Annotated in this window: 9 protein-coding genes; 8 read left to right on the forward strand and 1 reads right to left on the reverse strand. The window is 44.1% G+C overall.

Features of this window, described 5'->3' with window-relative positions:
- Positions 1-16: 16 nt before the first annotated feature.
- From M2273_RS10910 to M2273_RS10935, 6 genes are all read left to right on the forward strand, one after another.
- Positions 17-1,543: a hypothetical protein gene (locus tag M2273_RS10910; RefSeq protein WP_429396651.1), complete on the forward strand. Its 1,527-nt coding sequence runs from the start codon at positions 17-19 to the stop codon at positions 1,541-1,543.
- Positions 1,533-2,519 carry a hypothetical protein gene (locus M2273_RS10915; RefSeq protein WP_429396653.1) on the forward strand — a complete coding sequence of 329 codons (987 nt, stop codon included), beginning with the start codon at positions 1,533-1,535 and terminating at the stop codon, positions 2,517-2,519. The genes M2273_RS10910 and M2273_RS10915 overlap by 11 nt, the downstream gene beginning before the upstream one ends.
- Positions 2,516-6,583 (forward strand): hypothetical protein, encoded by a 4,068-nt coding sequence (locus M2273_RS10920; protein WP_429396655.1) that lies wholly within the window; start codon positions 2,516-2,518, stop codon positions 6,581-6,583. The genes M2273_RS10915 and M2273_RS10920 overlap by 4 nt, the downstream gene beginning before the upstream one ends.
- A 3-nt stretch (positions 6,584-6,586) precedes the next feature.
- On the forward strand, positions 6,587-9,391 hold the full coding sequence (locus M2273_RS10925; RefSeq protein ID WP_429396656.1) for a YncE family protein: 2,805 nt from the start codon (positions 6,587-6,589) through the stop codon (positions 9,389-9,391).
- Between the two features lie 16 nt (positions 9,392-9,407).
- Positions 9,408-14,069 carry a DUF6603 domain-containing protein gene (locus tag M2273_RS10930; protein ID WP_429396658.1) on the forward strand — a complete coding sequence of 1,554 codons (4,662 nt, stop codon included), beginning with the start codon at positions 9,408-9,410 and terminating at the stop codon, positions 14,067-14,069.
- Positions 14,070-14,366: 297 nt separating this feature from the next.
- Positions 14,367-14,984 (forward strand): redoxin domain-containing protein, encoded by a 618-nt coding sequence (locus tag M2273_RS10935; protein ID WP_429396660.1) that lies wholly within the window; start codon positions 14,367-14,369, stop codon positions 14,982-14,984.
- Between the two features lie 67 nt (positions 14,985-15,051).
- On the opposite strand, the gene M2273_RS10940 is transcribed toward M2273_RS10935, so the two are convergent.
- Positions 15,052-15,828, reverse strand: coding sequence for an NUDIX hydrolase (locus M2273_RS10940; protein ID WP_429396662.1), 777 nt, complete (start codon positions 15,826-15,828; stop codon positions 15,052-15,054).
- 157 nt (positions 15,829-15,985) lie between these two features.
- Here M2273_RS10940 and M2273_RS10945 point away from each other — a divergent pair, with 157 nt between their 5' ends.
- Together M2273_RS10945 and M2273_RS10950 are read left to right on the forward strand one after the other, a co-directional pair.
- On the forward strand, positions 15,986-16,360 hold the full coding sequence (locus M2273_RS10945; RefSeq protein ID WP_429396664.1) for a hypothetical protein: 375 nt from the start codon (positions 15,986-15,988) through the stop codon (positions 16,358-16,360).
- A gap of 102 nt (positions 16,361-16,462) precedes the next feature.
- Positions 16,463-17,071, forward strand: a complete 609-nt coding sequence (locus M2273_RS10950; RefSeq protein WP_429396666.1) for a Crp/Fnr family transcriptional regulator — start codon at positions 16,463-16,465, stop codon at positions 17,069-17,071.
- Positions 17,072-17,127: the final 56 nt, after the last annotated feature.

Raw genomic sequence — 17,127 nt, forward strand, 5'->3', positions numbered from 1 at the left:
ATTCAAATCATAAGGTATGCTTATTAAAGAGATCTATTCAGATGAGAGTCCGCTTAAGGGAAAAATCATCTTTCAGCAAAACCAGATACCACCGTTAAATGCCGGTAAAGGTAGTATCACCGTCCATCAAACCGTTTCAAGTTCTAACGGTGATGTGCCGAAAACCACTTATGAAAGCCTAAATCAATTTGCGGTAAATGGTCCCCGGTTTATGTTGCCCGTTGGGGCTATAACATCAGTTTTTCCGCCTGAAAATGCACATGGCGACTATGCAAGGGTATTGCCGCATGTTTGTTTTAACCGGGCCACGCTGCCCTGGGAACGCACGGCGGCAGCATCATCTGCCCAGGGTTTACTCGCGGCGGCAGACCAGGCCCCGTGGCTGGGTATCCTTTCTGTTTTTGATACCGACGTGGCCGTTAAAGTGTCGCAGATTGAGGTAAGCGGACTTGTAAAATCTCCGTTAACATCCAATAAAGATGCCGATACGTTGCCGGCGCATTATTTTCATCCTAAATTTACGCCCGACCCAACCACAGAAAAGTATACCGATAAATGCCTGGTTGTGGATATACCTGTAGCCCTGTTTAATAAAATAGCTCCTTGTGAGAAAGACATGCCCTGGTTGGCACATGTACGGGAAATACAGCCGAGTAATACACAGTCGGCTCGTTACCTGGAACGGTTGAAGGCAATATCTGATCAGCAAACATTACCTAAAATATCAACGGTGATTGGCAACAGACTGCCGCGGGCCGGAGCAAAGAGCACCGCTTACCTGGTATCTTTTGAAAATTGGGCCTCTTATTTGCCCGGTGAAGATTGCCTGCCTGATGGAAACCGGAAAAGCAACCTGCCAGCCGGTACTACCCATGTGCGACTGGTGCTGTTTAAACAGTGGGACTTTTACGCTATAGACCGTTACGCTAAAGGCCGTAATCAAAGCTTTTTTGGCTATCTGCTTCACCTGAATGATAAAGGTAATAAGCATCATAATAACGACCTGTTGCAGTTACAACCCGATTATGAGCCCGGTAATGCAGGTAATGCGATAAACAATGCCTTTAATATGGGCTATGCCCCCTTGAATCACCATACCCGGCAGGGCGCTAATACCGTATCCTGGTATCATGGGCCGTTTGTGCCGTATGATGTGAAGGAAAGTAAAATTGATCTGCCTGTAAATGGGCCCGACACTTGTACGGCTTACAACCCCGATACGGGTATGTTTGATGTTTCTTATGCTGCCGCCTGGCAACTTGGACAATTGCTGGCCTTACAGAATGGCAATTTTGCACAATCGCTTTACAATTGGAAATGGGATAATACACGCGATGCCATTGCAAAATTTGAAGAGGAGATCATCAGGAAAACGCTGAAAGAGATAGTAGATGAACAGACCGGCCCCCACTCGCAGGAACAACTGTTAGAGGCGACAGGATTAAATGCCCAGGCCAATCTGCTAAACCTGATGAATGCTGGTTTAAGTAAAATTTTATCACAATTTATAGCCAATAAAAACAACTATTCTGATGAAAATTGATAAAGCGGTGTTACTGGAAACACTAAATAACCCGGATGAGCTAAAAAGGCTCTGGAGCCTTAACCGCCCGCTTAGGGCTTCTAATAATCCGGAAAATACTACAGAGCATAACCTGGCCGACTGGCTTGGCCGGCTTAAACTGCTGCATGGTGTACCCTTTAACTACCTGGTACCCGACGCTGATATGCTGCCAATGGAATCGATAAGGTTCTTTCACTGCGATACAACGTGGCTCAATTACCTGGTGGAGGGCGCCTTGAGCATTGGCCGTTCGGCCTCGTCAGATAATGCTCATGATAAGGCTTTCCTGCCACGGCTCCATATGTTTTCGCGCCGGTCTATGAAAGCAGAACGCGGCAATGTGTTAGGCCATTTATCAGGCCATTTAAGCGAGACCGAGCATCGGTTATTGAACGCTGAGCCTAACAAGACTCCTGAAATTATCACCGGGTTTCTTTTACGTTCAGGTATAATAAGCGATTGGGAAGGGTTACAGGTTGCCGCTTTTACGGATGCCGGACAAAAGCACCCCTGCCAGTTGTTGCGTATGGATCACCTGAGCCCTAATGTATTGCTATGCATGTACGAAGGCGTAGTTAAAAGCATCAGGATAAACGAACAACCGGAGGGTATGCATTTCGGCTTTGAGAATCCAGATACTAAGGATCCAGATAAAAAGCCGGCTTCGCTTGAGAAATCATTTCGTTACCTGGTGGATAAGCAGGAAAGCGGACAGGAAGCCCATAAAGCGGGTACGCAAGTAGATACGGCAGTTGCCCCGGCGTTAAAAGCCGATGACTATACATGTAAAGATAGCGGTGTTGTGCAAATAAATAAGCTGGTCACCGTTATGGCGGAGACGCTTAAAGAAAAAATTGGTTATCAAGACTCATTTACGGCAGCCGAGTTTGCACTCGAAATGGTTGCAGGTGCAGAGGCAGTTAAGTTCATTATAGCAAAAGCTGATATAATATGAAAACAAAATTAGAAGCAGATGGCATTGGTTTAGTTGTTCCGATGAACATAGAGGCTATGTGCGTTGCCGAAAATGTAGGGCCAAAGTTTCAGCCCGAGCCTTATGATTTTAGACTATTGCCCGAAACAGGAGGTAAAACAAGGCCATTTCTTAGCAAAGAAGTGATGACCACCGATTTGAGGCCGATGGATACAGGCGTGCATTTGCACTGGGCCTTGCCTGACGGACTTACCAAAGGTGCCGCCCGGCAGGATGGAGAGGGAGCAATTGCTTTTCCCAAAACTCCGGACAGGTGGCTGGTTACCCGCATTTTTTCCGATCTGTCAAATGTGGCAAAGCCGGTGAATAAGATAAAATCATGGGTTGTGGAAAGCAACTACGTATCAAAGAACCGCCCGGATCCTGATCGCCCCAGCATGGCAGTCCCATTTAAACCTGATGAGGACAAACATCCGGATGATCATCAGCAGTTTCGATACCTGGGCCGCGTGCTGGAGTATGAAACATGGCGTTCAAATTATTTGCAAAACGCTAACGATTCGTTGAATAACAACGATAAATATGCCAACGGATTAAGCGCGGTGGGTTATGGTTCGCCCACATTTTCCGCATCTTATGCCACCAGTAAAAGCATTTTCGGTTTTTTTGATATCGATAAGGATCTTGCCAAGCTTGGTAATGACATTATGCTGTCATACCAGGTGGTTGGCTGGTATCATAACGAAGGCGACGATCCGGTAAACCAATTGCCGCTGCAATTTAATCAGGTTGATTTTGATGGGATATTGGAAGCTGCATCAAAAGAGGATAAACTCACCCTCAATCAATTTTACAAGATATTTATTGAGGATGGCGCGTATGTTTTAGTAAAAGATATCAGCGCTGAGGATCAGCTGCGGGTCATCAATGCCCTTACTTCGTCGGGGTTTGATTTCCTGGGTAGTTTACTAAACAGGTGTAAATGGTCGGTTCCCTCAGGTACGGTCGAAACAAAACCGCAGGTTACCCATACGCTTTTTACCGGTCTTATCAGTAATGTAAAATGGAACCGGGATAAGAGCGCTTTTAACGGTCTTGGCGAAGAGATGCGTATTGCTATAGGGGATACGTCATCGCAGGCGCTTGCGGCCCTTATCGCCAAGGTAAGTGATCTGTCTGATCCTGCATTGGTAGAATGGTTGCTTAATGCCTTGCAATTGGGCAAACTAAAAGATCTCAGCAAGCTCCAGGAGGGTGACCGCATTGAGCAGCTTAACATGGCGCTGCACACCAGCGGGTACAATTCCTCAGCAGGCGGCGAATTGTGGGAAGTAACCAAAGTTGACGATAAAGACAAGGATGATCAGCGGAGTTTAAAGAGTCTGGCCCAAAATATGGGTGCAGATCTTAACGAGTTGAACAAACGCCAGTTTGCCTATGACCAGGGATTGAATGAGATCGAGTCGGCGCGTAAGCAGATCTTTATGGATTGGTACCGGTATATACAGGTGTTGCGCAGAAATCCTGATACGCCGCCGCCACATGGGTTAAGTGCCCGTGATATCATGATATTTATTACGAAGCAAATAAAAGCGCTCGAAAATAAGACGAAGGCTACTAATCAGCAATCAGTCAACCAAAAAGCCGAAGAGATCAGGCGGAAACTGCCTAAGGGTTACCAACTGGTTACAACATCTGCATTGCGTTACTGGCAGCCTGCCGAGCCTGTGATTCTGTTTCATGGCGATGAAATTACCCCACCGGAACGCTACGGCGGCGACGGTCGTTTTATGCCTGATAAATCGTTGGTATGCCGGCTTTCGTCTCAATTGATTAACAAGGCTATTATTTCAAAAGGTGCGGTAGGTAACAATACCGAACTTGTTTTCAGTAAAGAAAATTTGCCCCATCTTCCTCTTAATATGCCATTGCAATATGCAGAGCAGATTTATGCGCTATTTACAGAAAGCTGCCTGGTAAACCCCATGGTTATGAGTGTGCTTTGCAAAGCCGCCGGGGCAATAAACACGCAAAGCAGCATTGAAAAAGCCATTAAAGCAGAACGTGATAAATCGCTGACACCGGCGGTTCCGGCCCTGATTTCCGCAAGTACAATGGATCAAATCAGCGGCACAATCAGCGCAGCTGATTATGCCTTCTTACTTAAGTTTTATAAAAATGAAGGGGATAGTTATGCCTTAAAGGTATCCGAAGCAGACATTGCCGAGAAAGATCTGAAGCGGTTACAGTATATCCTGATCTCTGCTTCTGTAACTCCCGAAAGTTTCCTGCACTATAGTGGTATAGTGCCTTCCCTGGTTTATTTTGTGGAATGGGATAATAATCCGTGGCTGCCTTATCTGCTAACATGGAAAGTTAATTATTATCCGGTTGCAGAAATTAAGCCGGATTCGGATAAGGATATCAACTACGAGCCCGACTTCATAACCAGCAATTTTGAACTTGGGTATGCAGATAATGAATTTATGGGCGAGCCTGGAACAATAACTCAAACCTTCAAAAACTCCATTTTCCTGACTCCGCATGCCCAAGAAAATTTTCAGGAGCAGATACAAAAATATATTGATGGGCAGCCTTTAGACAAGGTAGACAAAGAGAAACTTGAAGAGATAAAGGAAAAGCTGAAAAAGGTGGGTTCTGTCCTTTCGCAATCGCTCAATGGGTTTAACGATGGTTTGGTGATGCGTGATCAGGTGATGCAGTTGCAGGTTACAGATTTGGTAAATGATGATTACCAGGACTTTACTAATGAAGATGTGCGGAATACTGTAGCCAACCTGTCAAAAAGCGCTCCCAAACCGTCTGATTATTACAACCCTATCCGTGCGGGGTACATGAGAATCGATTCTGTCACCATTGTGGATGTATTTGGCTATACGCTTCAGCCAAGTATAAAAACGTATGGCAAGGTCATCATTGCGGAAAATTTAAAATCGCACAAGGATAAAAAAGATGATTTTGTATACCTGGCGCCACGGATAGCGCAGCCAAGCCGGTTACAGTTCAGGTGGCTTGCTGCCGAGCATGATAACATGGAAACCAACTCGCATCCGGATACCACGCCGATATGCGGCTGGATCATGGCCAATCATCTTCAGCCGGGTCTTTGGTTTTATAACGCAGACGGAACTCCTATAGGTACCCTGACGCTTTCTGAAGATCGCAAAAATGTATTGTGGCAGGCCGCCCCGAAAAAAGACGCCGCATCAGACATCTCCCTAACCAATTATTTTAAATCTGAAGACGGGCAAAAGGTAAATAATGAAATGAAAAACATCATGCTTGCACTGTACAATGATCGTAACGGCGCTTACCTTGACGATTTTCTGCGTGCAAACGATGTTGCTTTCAGAGCTATAAAACCGGCAGGCCAACAGCAAACGGGCAGTAATGCTGTACTGATGAGTTCGCCTATTGCGGTTGCGCAGGCGACTTTAGGCATTCAAATCAAAGGCTGGCCGGCATACAGCAACGGCTGGGCCGACCTTAAAACAGAGATTGACCAATCACGGGTGTACCCGGATCGGATTGAGAACGGATTTACAAACGTTAAGTTCCCGGTTCGCCTTGGCAATAGCGCGCATACCAATGATGGCCTGTTGGGTTTCTTTAAAAAAGAGGATAACTATGAGGTTTACCGCGCGAGAGAAGCAGGGAGATCATTGTCTGGCCACGTTGTCCAGTCGACAGATAGCGATGTTGAACTGGCACTGCGTGACTCGTTGCGCGAAACAGTAGTAACCCTGCTGCTTGATCCGCGCGGATCGGTACATGCCATTACCGGAGTGTTGCCCGCAAAGGCTATCGATATCCCGCCTTCACAATACGCAGACGCGTTAGACAATATCCAGATAGCATTTTTGACCGCCCCGGTACTTTATGATACGGGCAATCCGGCCATGCCGATGCCTGCCCAAAGCGGGGGTGAATGGGCCTGGCTGCATAAAGAATTAGAGGAATGGGCCGAATCGCAGGTACAACCGGTAGATGACCAGGCCAGATTAACGGGTGTACCGCAGGAAATACGGGAAGGGTGGCTATTATTAACCAATTTTAGCAAGTAAAACATGGCAAAGATATTTAACGAGAAAAATTTTATTGTGGTTAATAAGAACAACAAAAACGACTTGTTCCGTACCGACGATCCCAATGTTAACCAGCTTACCTTCAGTTTTGAAAACATATCAACAGAGGATGTAATATTTAAGGTTGGCGAAAAAACATCAACCATTCAGTTTAATATGGCTTTCCTGAAAAAAGACAATGATGATCCGGTAAAGGATTTCATTATCAGCCTGCCTGAAGGCTGGAAATGCGGTTTGCAAATAAATCCTAAAGGGAAATATGCGGAATGGAAGCTTACACCCAAAGGCGATGTAGCAGTGGCCCCCGGTCAGAAACTCAGTTTTGTGATCAAAAATATTATTTGTAAAAGATTTGATCCTGGATATTTTTCTATAAAAACCACTGATATACCGGATTACGAAAATGTGGAACCTTCTATGATAAAGGGGATTACCATAAAAGATCCGGATAAAACCAAAGACCGCCTGCCTCTTGTTGCCGGGTTTACCGATCCGATACATCCGGTAAACAACCAAACAGGGTTTCCCTGCAATAACACTAAAAGCGGCAGAATTCAGGAAATTACTCCCAATCGCGAAGCAATTCCGATTTATATCAATTACGATCCATTTGCAAAAATAAAAAACGGTTTCAAACTGATTCTTACCGCCGAAGACGATATCGTTATCCCTGAGGTTACCGATGAGACCAGGAAACCAACTATCAGGGTGATGTTCATGTTTGGTTCTTATCCTTACGAGGTAACCACGCAAAGTAAAGGTAACGATATCGAGATCAATGCCAATCAAACCAAATGGATGGTAAGGCACAATGACGACAATCCTTTTTGGGAACTTATTCCTGAACCGCAAACAATAAACCAGTACACAACTTTTTCATTCAATGTTCGAGGTATAGTAACACCGGAGCAGGCCCTGCAAGGGGTAAGCCTTATGTATGTGCAGGTTAACAACTTTGGCGCCTATGCCGATGACGTTTATAGGTTTCAGATAGAGAAAAAATCGGTGGTAAAGCCCGGTATGATTAGCCTGCAAAGAGACACGGAGACCATCAACATTGGCGAAAATCTTAAACTCTGTTGGGATTCATCGCTTGCAAGGATGGTTGAAATTACCTACGAGACCCGAGAAAGAGAACGCGTGGTTTTAAGTACCGCGCCAGGGCCGGGCGAGCACAAGATTGAGCTAACACAGTGTGAATTTGAAGTGCTGCCTGTGCCACCAACGGCGCTGGTTACTACTTTTAAGGCCACGGCCTATGGCCCAAACGGTTCCAAATCAAGTTTAAGTGTTGCGGCCAGCGTAAAACAGCGTATAGCAGAAATTGTCTCATTTACCGCTACGCCGAATGTAATTAAGAAAGGTGTAGCCACAAAAGTGACATTTGCATGGAATGTGCGTGATGCCAGTCAGTTAAAGCTGTTTAAAGGCGATGTAGAATTAGATATCAGTAAAAGGGAAATTGAAATTGATGGCCCGGGTGAGTATAAGTTGGTGGCCCGCTCTTATGGTGATGAACTTCCGAATGTAAGTAAAACGATAAAGATATATGCGTATGATAATCTTACAACTATACCATTTAATTTCCCGGGTGACAGCCCAGGGGATCGGCCAAGAACACTACTGTATAACCTTTTCTTACCTAATGATGAGGGTAAGACTTTTAAGTATTTAATGGCGCATTGCGGGCGAGATGAGATGTACGCGATTCATGCCGAAAAGAAAGGGAGGGTCGGGACATATTCTACCAAAAGAGATTGCTTTGCGCTTGAACCGATAGAACAAAAGTTATTGCCCCTTTACAGTACACGCCCAGGACACCAAACGGGTGTTTATTATATTGTAGGTGCCCTTATTGTTCCTATGCCTTTCAGGCTGCCAGATTCTGAAGATATCGCAACGCCAATGAGGTTTTCGCCCGATGGCAGTAAGCTTTTTATAACCTACAATTCCACATCTTCCACCCGTGAAAATGAGATTAATGTTAATACCGGCGTAATTTCCGGCCCGCAACGCGCAACTTATTTTGAAAGTGATGGAAAGCTTCCGTTACCAAAATTAAAGCCCGGACTAATGAATGAACTTATAACGGATGGCCCTACGCTTATCGGTTTTGATGCAAGCAATTCATCGGTATTTTATATTTCATATAATGATAAGCGTATCCATTGCGCGAATTACAAAACGGAAGGTCAGATCTCCTTTACAAACGTAGATCTTAAATACGACAAGACTATTCTCATGACAGAGCCAAAGCCGCTGTCGGCTAAACATAAGATGTATTTAGCTTCCGAAGGTCAAAACTTTATAACCGTATTCCTAACCGATAAAAAATGCCTTGACGAAAAACTGATCGATGTTGGCGGACAACCATTTGATATGGTGCTGAGTAATGATGAAAAAACTTTGTACGTGGCTTGTATTAAAGAAAATAAAGTAGTGGTAGTAAATACCGAAGACGGTTCGAGCAAAGCCGTTTATGCATCCATCAATACACCGTCATGCCTTACATTGTCAGCAGATGAGGATTTGCTATTTGTAGGCAGTCATCGTACAAGAACACTTACTGTAATCAACCTGAAATTAGGTACGGTGGGTACGCCTGTTTCCACAGGCGCGGCGACCGGAAATCCAATGGTTACCACAATTATCGAAACTAAGGAGTGCTACAATGTTTACGTTACAAAGGAATGTTATTCAGAACGTACCAGGTGGGGTGCCACAGACGTAATTACACCAAATACTCAACTTAATATGAGTGTTGTATCCATTTATAAACCGGTATAATCATATTTTACAAATCATGTCGAAACATGCTATGAGCTTTAACGAGCTAAAACAATTGATTGAAAACAGCTTAATCGCAGGATCGTTTAAACTGGATACCACCGGCCTGCCCAGGCTAAAAGATTTGGGTGCCGACTACCTTGCCGGGGCAACTCTCGGGCTGTCATCGGCATCGGTTGAGTCGATAACGGGTGAAACCATTACGGTGAAAGGTACGGGGATTGCCAAACCGTTTGTGAACCTGGCGGTGGAAGCGGAATTTTACCTGGTTAACAATGAGGCCGCTTTGCACATGAAGGCGGTGGCCGAAGATAAAGGCTGGAAGCTTAACAAAGCGATACCTGCCTTTGACGGAACCATTGCCGATAAAATTCCTTTTAAGGATGACGCCGCGACCAAGCCGACATTCTATCTATTGTCTGACGCTAAAAAGAGCAGGCCGGCGGGTTTAACGTTTGAGGGCACCACCGATATCAGCAAAATACCAGAGCAGATAAGGGATTTCCTGGGCATAGATAAGGAGGATGTAAAGGGTCCGGTGATATTGAAAGAAAATGGCGAAAAGTTCGTTTCGCTTGATCTTACGGGGCCCGATATTGTAAATGTCAGTCTCGGCAAGCTGGGCACCTTTACACTCACGTTTAAAATAACGAGCGATACCATTGAAGATGCTGTACAGGGGGCCAAATCTGTTGTACCGTTTATTGAATTGTCCACGCGGCTGCCGCTTAAAGACGAAGCCGGGATAGTAATAGCTGCTAAACTAACCAATTTTTCGTCGTCCCTTATTTTCGAAGCCAGGATAGGGCAGGGAATAAACCTTGGGCTAAACGCCATAGAGGGCTTGTTAGATGATATTAACCTAAAGGGCGTTCTTCCGAAAAATTTCGATATCGAAGACTACGTAGATATGGCGAAGCTTTATATGGAGATTGCTATTAAGGAAAAGAAAGTTAAGGTAGCCGGATTCAAACTGAAAAGCAAAAAAGAATGGGAGATAGCCAAGGTTAACGAAAATCCTTTTAATGCCGGGGAAATTGTTCTGCAATACACCATATCAGATCCATTTAATAAGGAGAAACGCACAACGGCCCTTCGCATTGATGGCGAAGTAACGCTTACAAAAAATGCCGATTTATCCATAGACGGTCATTATCCTGATTTTAAAGTACATGGCCAGCTCAAAAAAGGTTCCGTATTAAGTATAAAGGACTTTATTGATCAATTTGTGGGTAAATCTGCAGGTGTGCCTGAGTTGCTGGATGTTGACAAGCTTGATTTCATGGCCAGCAGCAGCGATTATTCTTTCATGATAAACGTTAACGGCGCATGGGAGATCAATGCCGAACAGAGCGTTGCGCTGAGTGTTAACGATCTGAGCTTTGACCTGAAATATGAGTCAAAGAACAAAAAACGGACGGCCGATTTTGTTGGAACGCTGAAAATAGATTCAGTTGATGTAAATGTAACGGCAAATTATAAGACCGGTGATAAAAAAAACGGCTGGGAGTTTACCGGGAAAACAGGTAAAGACCAGCCTATCCCGATGGGGAAATTCATTGCCTGGCTGGCTAAAAATTTTAAAGCGGGAAACCCACCGAAATGGGTGGAAAGCATTAGCCTGCAGAATCTGCATACCAGGTTTAATACAGGTACAAAGGCGTTTGATTTTGGGGTGAACGGTGAAATAAAAGTTGGCCACGACGAAACGCTTTTGATATCGATGAAATTCGATATGACCCAGGCAGGAAAGGGCTATCAAAAAACTTTGTCGGGCGAGGCTATCATCAAAACTTCGTTGTTTAAACTTGATTTCTCCAGTGGCGAAGATGAAAACACGCTTTCCGCAAGCTGGAGCGCCGACAAACCAGGCGGATGGCTTCAATTTGGGGATATTGTTTCGGTATTCAACCTGGGGGCGCTACCTGCTATACCCGAAGGCTTTGACCTGGCGCTGAAAAGGGCAGCCTTACAGTATCATTTTGACCAGCAGGCGTTTGTATTCCGGGCAGTTTCGGCCAATTATGGTAAAGCAATATTTGTGGCCAAAAAAACTGATGGTAAGTGGATCTATGCATTTGGCATTAACATGAGCGCCGATGTAAAACTTGAAAAACTACCGCTTATAGGCACGGATCTGGCCGCTATTGCCGGCAAGGATGTTGGGTTGAATGGGTTCAGATTTATCGGCGTTTCAGCTACTGTTAAAGCAGATGAGATAAAAACATTTAACAAGCTTATCAGTGCTAAAGACGATGAAGAGTATCCAACCCTGCCCGAATCGGAAAAAGATCTGGCAAAAGCTGTTTATGCGGTTATCGATCTGAATTTGGGTGCAGATAACAGCTATGAATATGAATTTAATTCAGCGCAAAAGAAACAGGCGGCACTTATACTAACCAATACGGATGGAGACGATGGCATAAAATGGCGTGATCTTCAAAAGAATATCGGTCCTGTACATTTTAACAGGGTAGGTATTGGTTATAAAGACAAGCGGGTGAGCTTATTGATTGATGCAGGACTGGTATTTTCGGTGCTTAAAATAGAGATGCTGTCTTTGGGTGTAAGCAATCCTATTGATAAGTTCGAGCCTGCTTTTGAGTTAAGCGGTGTAAATGTTAACTATAAAAGCGGCCCGGTTGAGATAGGCGGCAGTTTTCTGAAAAGCCGTGCCGATAATGTTACAGAGTATAGCGGCACCGCAGTTATCAGTCTTCAAAATTTCCGGATGTCGGCATTAGGGTCCTACGCATCTGTGGAAAACGAAAAAACTAAAGAAAAAGAAACATCGTTGTTTGTATTTGCGATGCTTACTTCACCTGCTCCCGGCGGGCCGCCGTGCTTCTTTGTTACCGGTCTTGCAGCCGGCTTTGGCTACAATCGCGATTTGAAACTACCTACAGTGGATACGGTAGGTGATTTTCCATTGGTACAAGCTTTTGTACCCGGCAAAGAAAGCCCGTTTAACGGCAGCGATCCTAAAGCAGCCCTGAAAGTGCTGATGGAAAAAAAGCTCGTTCCGGTTGCTATAGGGCAAAACTGGCTGGCTGCCGGTATACAATTTACATCATTCCAACTGGTGCAATCGTACGCGCTATTGTCGGTCTTCTTCGGGACAAATTTCGAAATTGGAGTTATAGGTGTTTCGGAAGTCTCTATCCCGGCTGCCACACGTGATAAAAAACCCGAAACGCCTGTGGCATATGCACAACTGGCGCTTAATGCCCGCATTCTTCCAGAAAAAGGCGTGTTTTTTGCCGAAGCCAAACTAACGCCGGCCTCGTACATATTGTCAAAAAAATGTGTTCTTTCCGGCGGTTTTGCCTTTTACCTGTGGACAGCGCCAAATGAGCACGAGGGAGATTTTGTGCTAACGCTCGGTGGTTATCATCCAGATTTTAAGGTGCCTGAGCACTATCCCAAAGTTCCGCGACTCGGCTTCAACTGGCAGGTAAGCAAGGAGATACTGGTAAAGGGGGCTATGTATTTTGCCTTAACACCAACCTGTCTTATGGCCGGCGGTGTGCTGGAAGCCACTTACAACAGCGGTAACCTAAAGGCCTGGTTTATTATGGGGGCTGATTTTCTGATTGCATGGAAGCCTTATTATTACAAGGCCCGCATGTATGTCTCGTTCGGCGTTTCCTACACCTTCAGTATCGATCTGCTGTTTACAACCATAACCGAAACCATATCGGTAAGCATCGGTGCAGACCTCTCTGTTTGGGGGCCTGATTTTTCGGGCATTGCCAGGATTCATCTATGGATCATTTCTTTTGATGTCTCCTTCGGCGCAGCAAATAACCTCGCACCGGCAGCAATTAGCTGGAAGGAATTTAAAGAATCGTTCCTGCCTCCGTCAAATAATAAAGAAACAGTTTTGTTATCCAACGGAGAAACTGTTGAACGAAACAGTCCATATTGTTACAGCAAACCGACAGATGGCTTAGTTAAGGAGATGAGGCCCGAAGACAAAAGCGATGTTAACTGGATCGTTTCCCGTGATCGTGCCGCTTTTGAAAGTTATACCATTTACCCGGCGAAGGAGTACAGTATAAAAATTTTGGACAGTGCCGGCAACGAGGTACCTTACAATGTAACCAATGAAAACGAACTGGACGGCAGAAATACCGAATTCGGTGTCGGAATGGTCAATGTGGAAAATGATGACTTTCAATCGATACATGAAGTTACCATTAACCTGCGTTACAAAGTAGAGCAGGATACCCGTAAGTATGATGTCACTGCCATTCTTCGCAATGTGCCAAAATCATTATGGGAAAAACGGGCGACCGGCTTTGACGATGATGCAATGATAGAAAATGTCCTGGTAGGTTTCAGGATAAGTCCGCAATCGGTAGCGCCAAAAAACATCTGTCCAATTGAATTAGAAAATTTAGAATACTTCCATAAACCTTACGGCCACGATATAAAATTTGCGAACCCACAACTTGTTCCCGGACCAACCAATCCCGAAGATGGCATAAAGGTTTTAAAGAAGACGATAATTTCAGATGAAGTGGCAAAGACCAGGAGAAATATTTTAAACGAGCTAAAAGCCCGCGGCCGAAAGATCAATCCGCAGGTAAACGTGAACAAAATAGCCGAACATGCCGAAGATAATTTGCTGGCTCCTCCCGTAATTAGCTATACATATTGGAAAAAATCTGCTTAGTATTTTGGTACAGTTTTCCTTCGGTAAATAATAATATGCCGAGGATAAAAATCGGGATGTGCTGCCGAAAGCTTTAAACAAATGAAAGCCTCAAGACTTATGACTTGAGGCTTTTGCCTGAATTTTCGTGACGGTTGCGGTCAAACGACATTTCTAAAAAGGCCACCATCAGATTACTATTAATAAATTCGTTGGCTTCGCGACTAAATTGTGCAAAAAATAACTACGAGATTAACTTAAGTGAAAAATAACAATTGCAAATCACCCGAGCTTAGTGACGAATAAATAAACGAACTATTGATTAAGCCGGCGGGCGAAGGCCTGCAGGCTGCGAAAACGATTACTATGCCATTAATTGAAAATCAACTGGCTCCTGACTTTCAGGCCAAAGACATTTCGGGAAACACCGTCCGCGTTAGCGATTTAAAAGGAAAAAAGATCCTGCTTACATTTTACAGGCACGTAGGATGCCCGTTCACGAACCTTCGTTTTCTCGAACTTGAGGCATTAGACTGCTATTTCAGTGAGATGGGTCTGGTGGTACTGGCAGTTTATGAAAGCAGCAGCGAAAATCTTCAGCGCTACAGTCACGGTGAGTCGTTTTACGCCCGGATGATCGCCAATCCGGAATATGATCTCTATTCCTTATACGACATTGAGCAAAGCACTCTGAAAATACTTTATTCTATGTACAAAGGCGCATTTGCCAAGGGGGAAGAAGGGCGCCGGAGATTTAAGGAAAATTTCTGTCCGGAAGGCCGTACCAATACGTTGGGGGGAGATTTTCTTATCGATGAAGATGGCTGTATCAAATATGCTTATTATAACCAGTATTTAGGTGACGCCCTGCCGGTGAACGATATTATACGCTTTTTGAAAAACGATAAAATGGAAATCAACAAAGTTTCGTGTTAAGGCAGTTTACTAATCATATGTACATGCCGCTGAGATCAAACGGTTAAATTCAACTCCATCTTTCTTTTTAACTTAATACTAATCCTTCTTTCAATGCCAATTCATACTTCTCTTTATCAAAGCTGTACAAATGTGGTGAACGGTGTGCCCCGATACTTCGCTTTTCCTCCAGTTTTTTTAACAATTTGAGCGCTATTAACTTCTTAGGGAAATTGCTGATGTCCAGTTTTTTTCCCAGCAAGGTTTCATACAGCGCATGGATTTCGCTTAGTGTGAACTTTTCGGGCAGCATATTTAGACCAATCGGATAGTGATACAGATGCAGCCGCATGGTATGCAGCGCATCCCGTACTATTTCGTCATGGTCAAACTCTAACGGGGGTAAGCTGCCAATGTCAAACCAGGCGCACGCTTCAGTACTAATATCAGTTTGAAGTATGGTTTTCGAAAAATCAGTTATGGCGTAAAAGCCAACAGTAATGGTTTGATTCATAAGCCAGTTGCCTTCCCAAGAAACCAGTCCCGTAATTTCGAGCCATTTTTTTTTGTCAAACTTGTCAAACTGAATGCGGTCGGGATCACCAAAGGTTTTAAATTGCTGTAAAAAGAGATTGTCAACCCCGGTGCGGACCTTAACATTACGGGTAGCAGCTTCCACCAGCTTTTCGGTACGTTTAATATGACCACCAGGCAAGCTCCAGCTATCCATATTTCTGTGTTTGATAAGCAGTAATTTGAGCTGCTGCTCATGATACCCGAAAATTGCACAGTCGATAGATACATTTGGGATATAATGCAGGTGCCCGTTAAGTATAAAATCCTTAAATTCTTCTTCCGTTTGCATGTTCAAAAATAACATTTCAGATGGCAAAATCATGCTTTGAAAATTTATTTAGTGAATTTAACTAAATAACAAATTATTATTTCTACCTTCATTTAGTGAAACATACTAAATGTATTAACTGCTAACTAAGCACATAAGATCAACTATTAAAATCAACATGAAAAAGTTTAAGACAATTCTTCTGGTATTTTTAAGCCTGTTCGCTGTAGTGAGTGCAAAGGCGCAAACGAAAGATTACTACCCTGGCAAGTGGGACGTGATGGTCTTCGGAACACCAAACGGTGATGCAAGATTGACTTTTGTTCTCGAAAGAAAAGACGGTAAGTTAGGCGGAGTGGTACAGGATTCAACCGGTAAGGAAACCGCAAAGATCACCCAGGTAGATGAAAAGGATAAAACGGCAACGATCTCTTTTACGACCCAGGGCTATGATGTAGCATTAACAATAGATCCGGTTGATGAAGATCATGTAAAAGGCAGCTTAGCGAGTTTTGATGCCAAAGGTACACGTAAAAAAGAGGGTCAATTTTAACTTAAGTTAAAATCCCGCCGGTTACCAACACCGAAATTTGACCTGTTTGACCGTTTTACAACGGTAACTGTGTCCATTTATTGAACTTTAAAACATTCTGCGATGATTGAAAAAAATGAAATATTAGCCCGGCACCTGCGAAACTTTGCAGCATTAACGGACCAGGATATTGCCGAAAGCCAGGCATTTTGGAAGCCGCGTAAGATTGCTAAAGGGGATTTCTTCAATATGCAAAGCATGGTCTGCAACGACCTCGGCCTGGTCGTCAAAGGAATATTCCGTATTTATTACCGTGAACCCAACGGCGTGGAGGAGAAGAATCTTTTCTTTTTTTCAGAAAACCAGTTCGTCGTTTCCTTCAGAAGCTTTATCTCGCAAAATCCCTGCTGGTATTTTATCGAAGCAATGGAAGATTCTGAGGTCATTTTCATATCCTATCAGGATCTCAACGGTTTGTATGAAAGAAATCCGAATTGGGGAAAGTTCGGCAGGCTGCTGGCGGAAACATTTTTTGCCTACGCACAGTCACGCACAGAGGAGTTTGTATTCTTCTCTCACGAGAAAAGGTTTCTCAGGCTATTGGAGGAACATCCTAATATCGTTGAGCGAATTCCGTCTTATCATATTTCTTCCTTTCTTGGCATCACCAATCCATCGCTAAGCAGGATTAGAAAAAGATTGAAAGATAATCAGGCTTTACTATCCCCATGATGTTGTGAATGGCAAATACCTGCCTTCTCCGCGCCCTATATCATAAAAAAATGAAC

This window comes from Mucilaginibacter lappiensis, assembly GCF_050433765.1.
GTDB lineage: Bacteria > Bacteroidota > Bacteroidia > Sphingobacteriales > Sphingobacteriaceae > Mucilaginibacter > Mucilaginibacter lappiensis_A.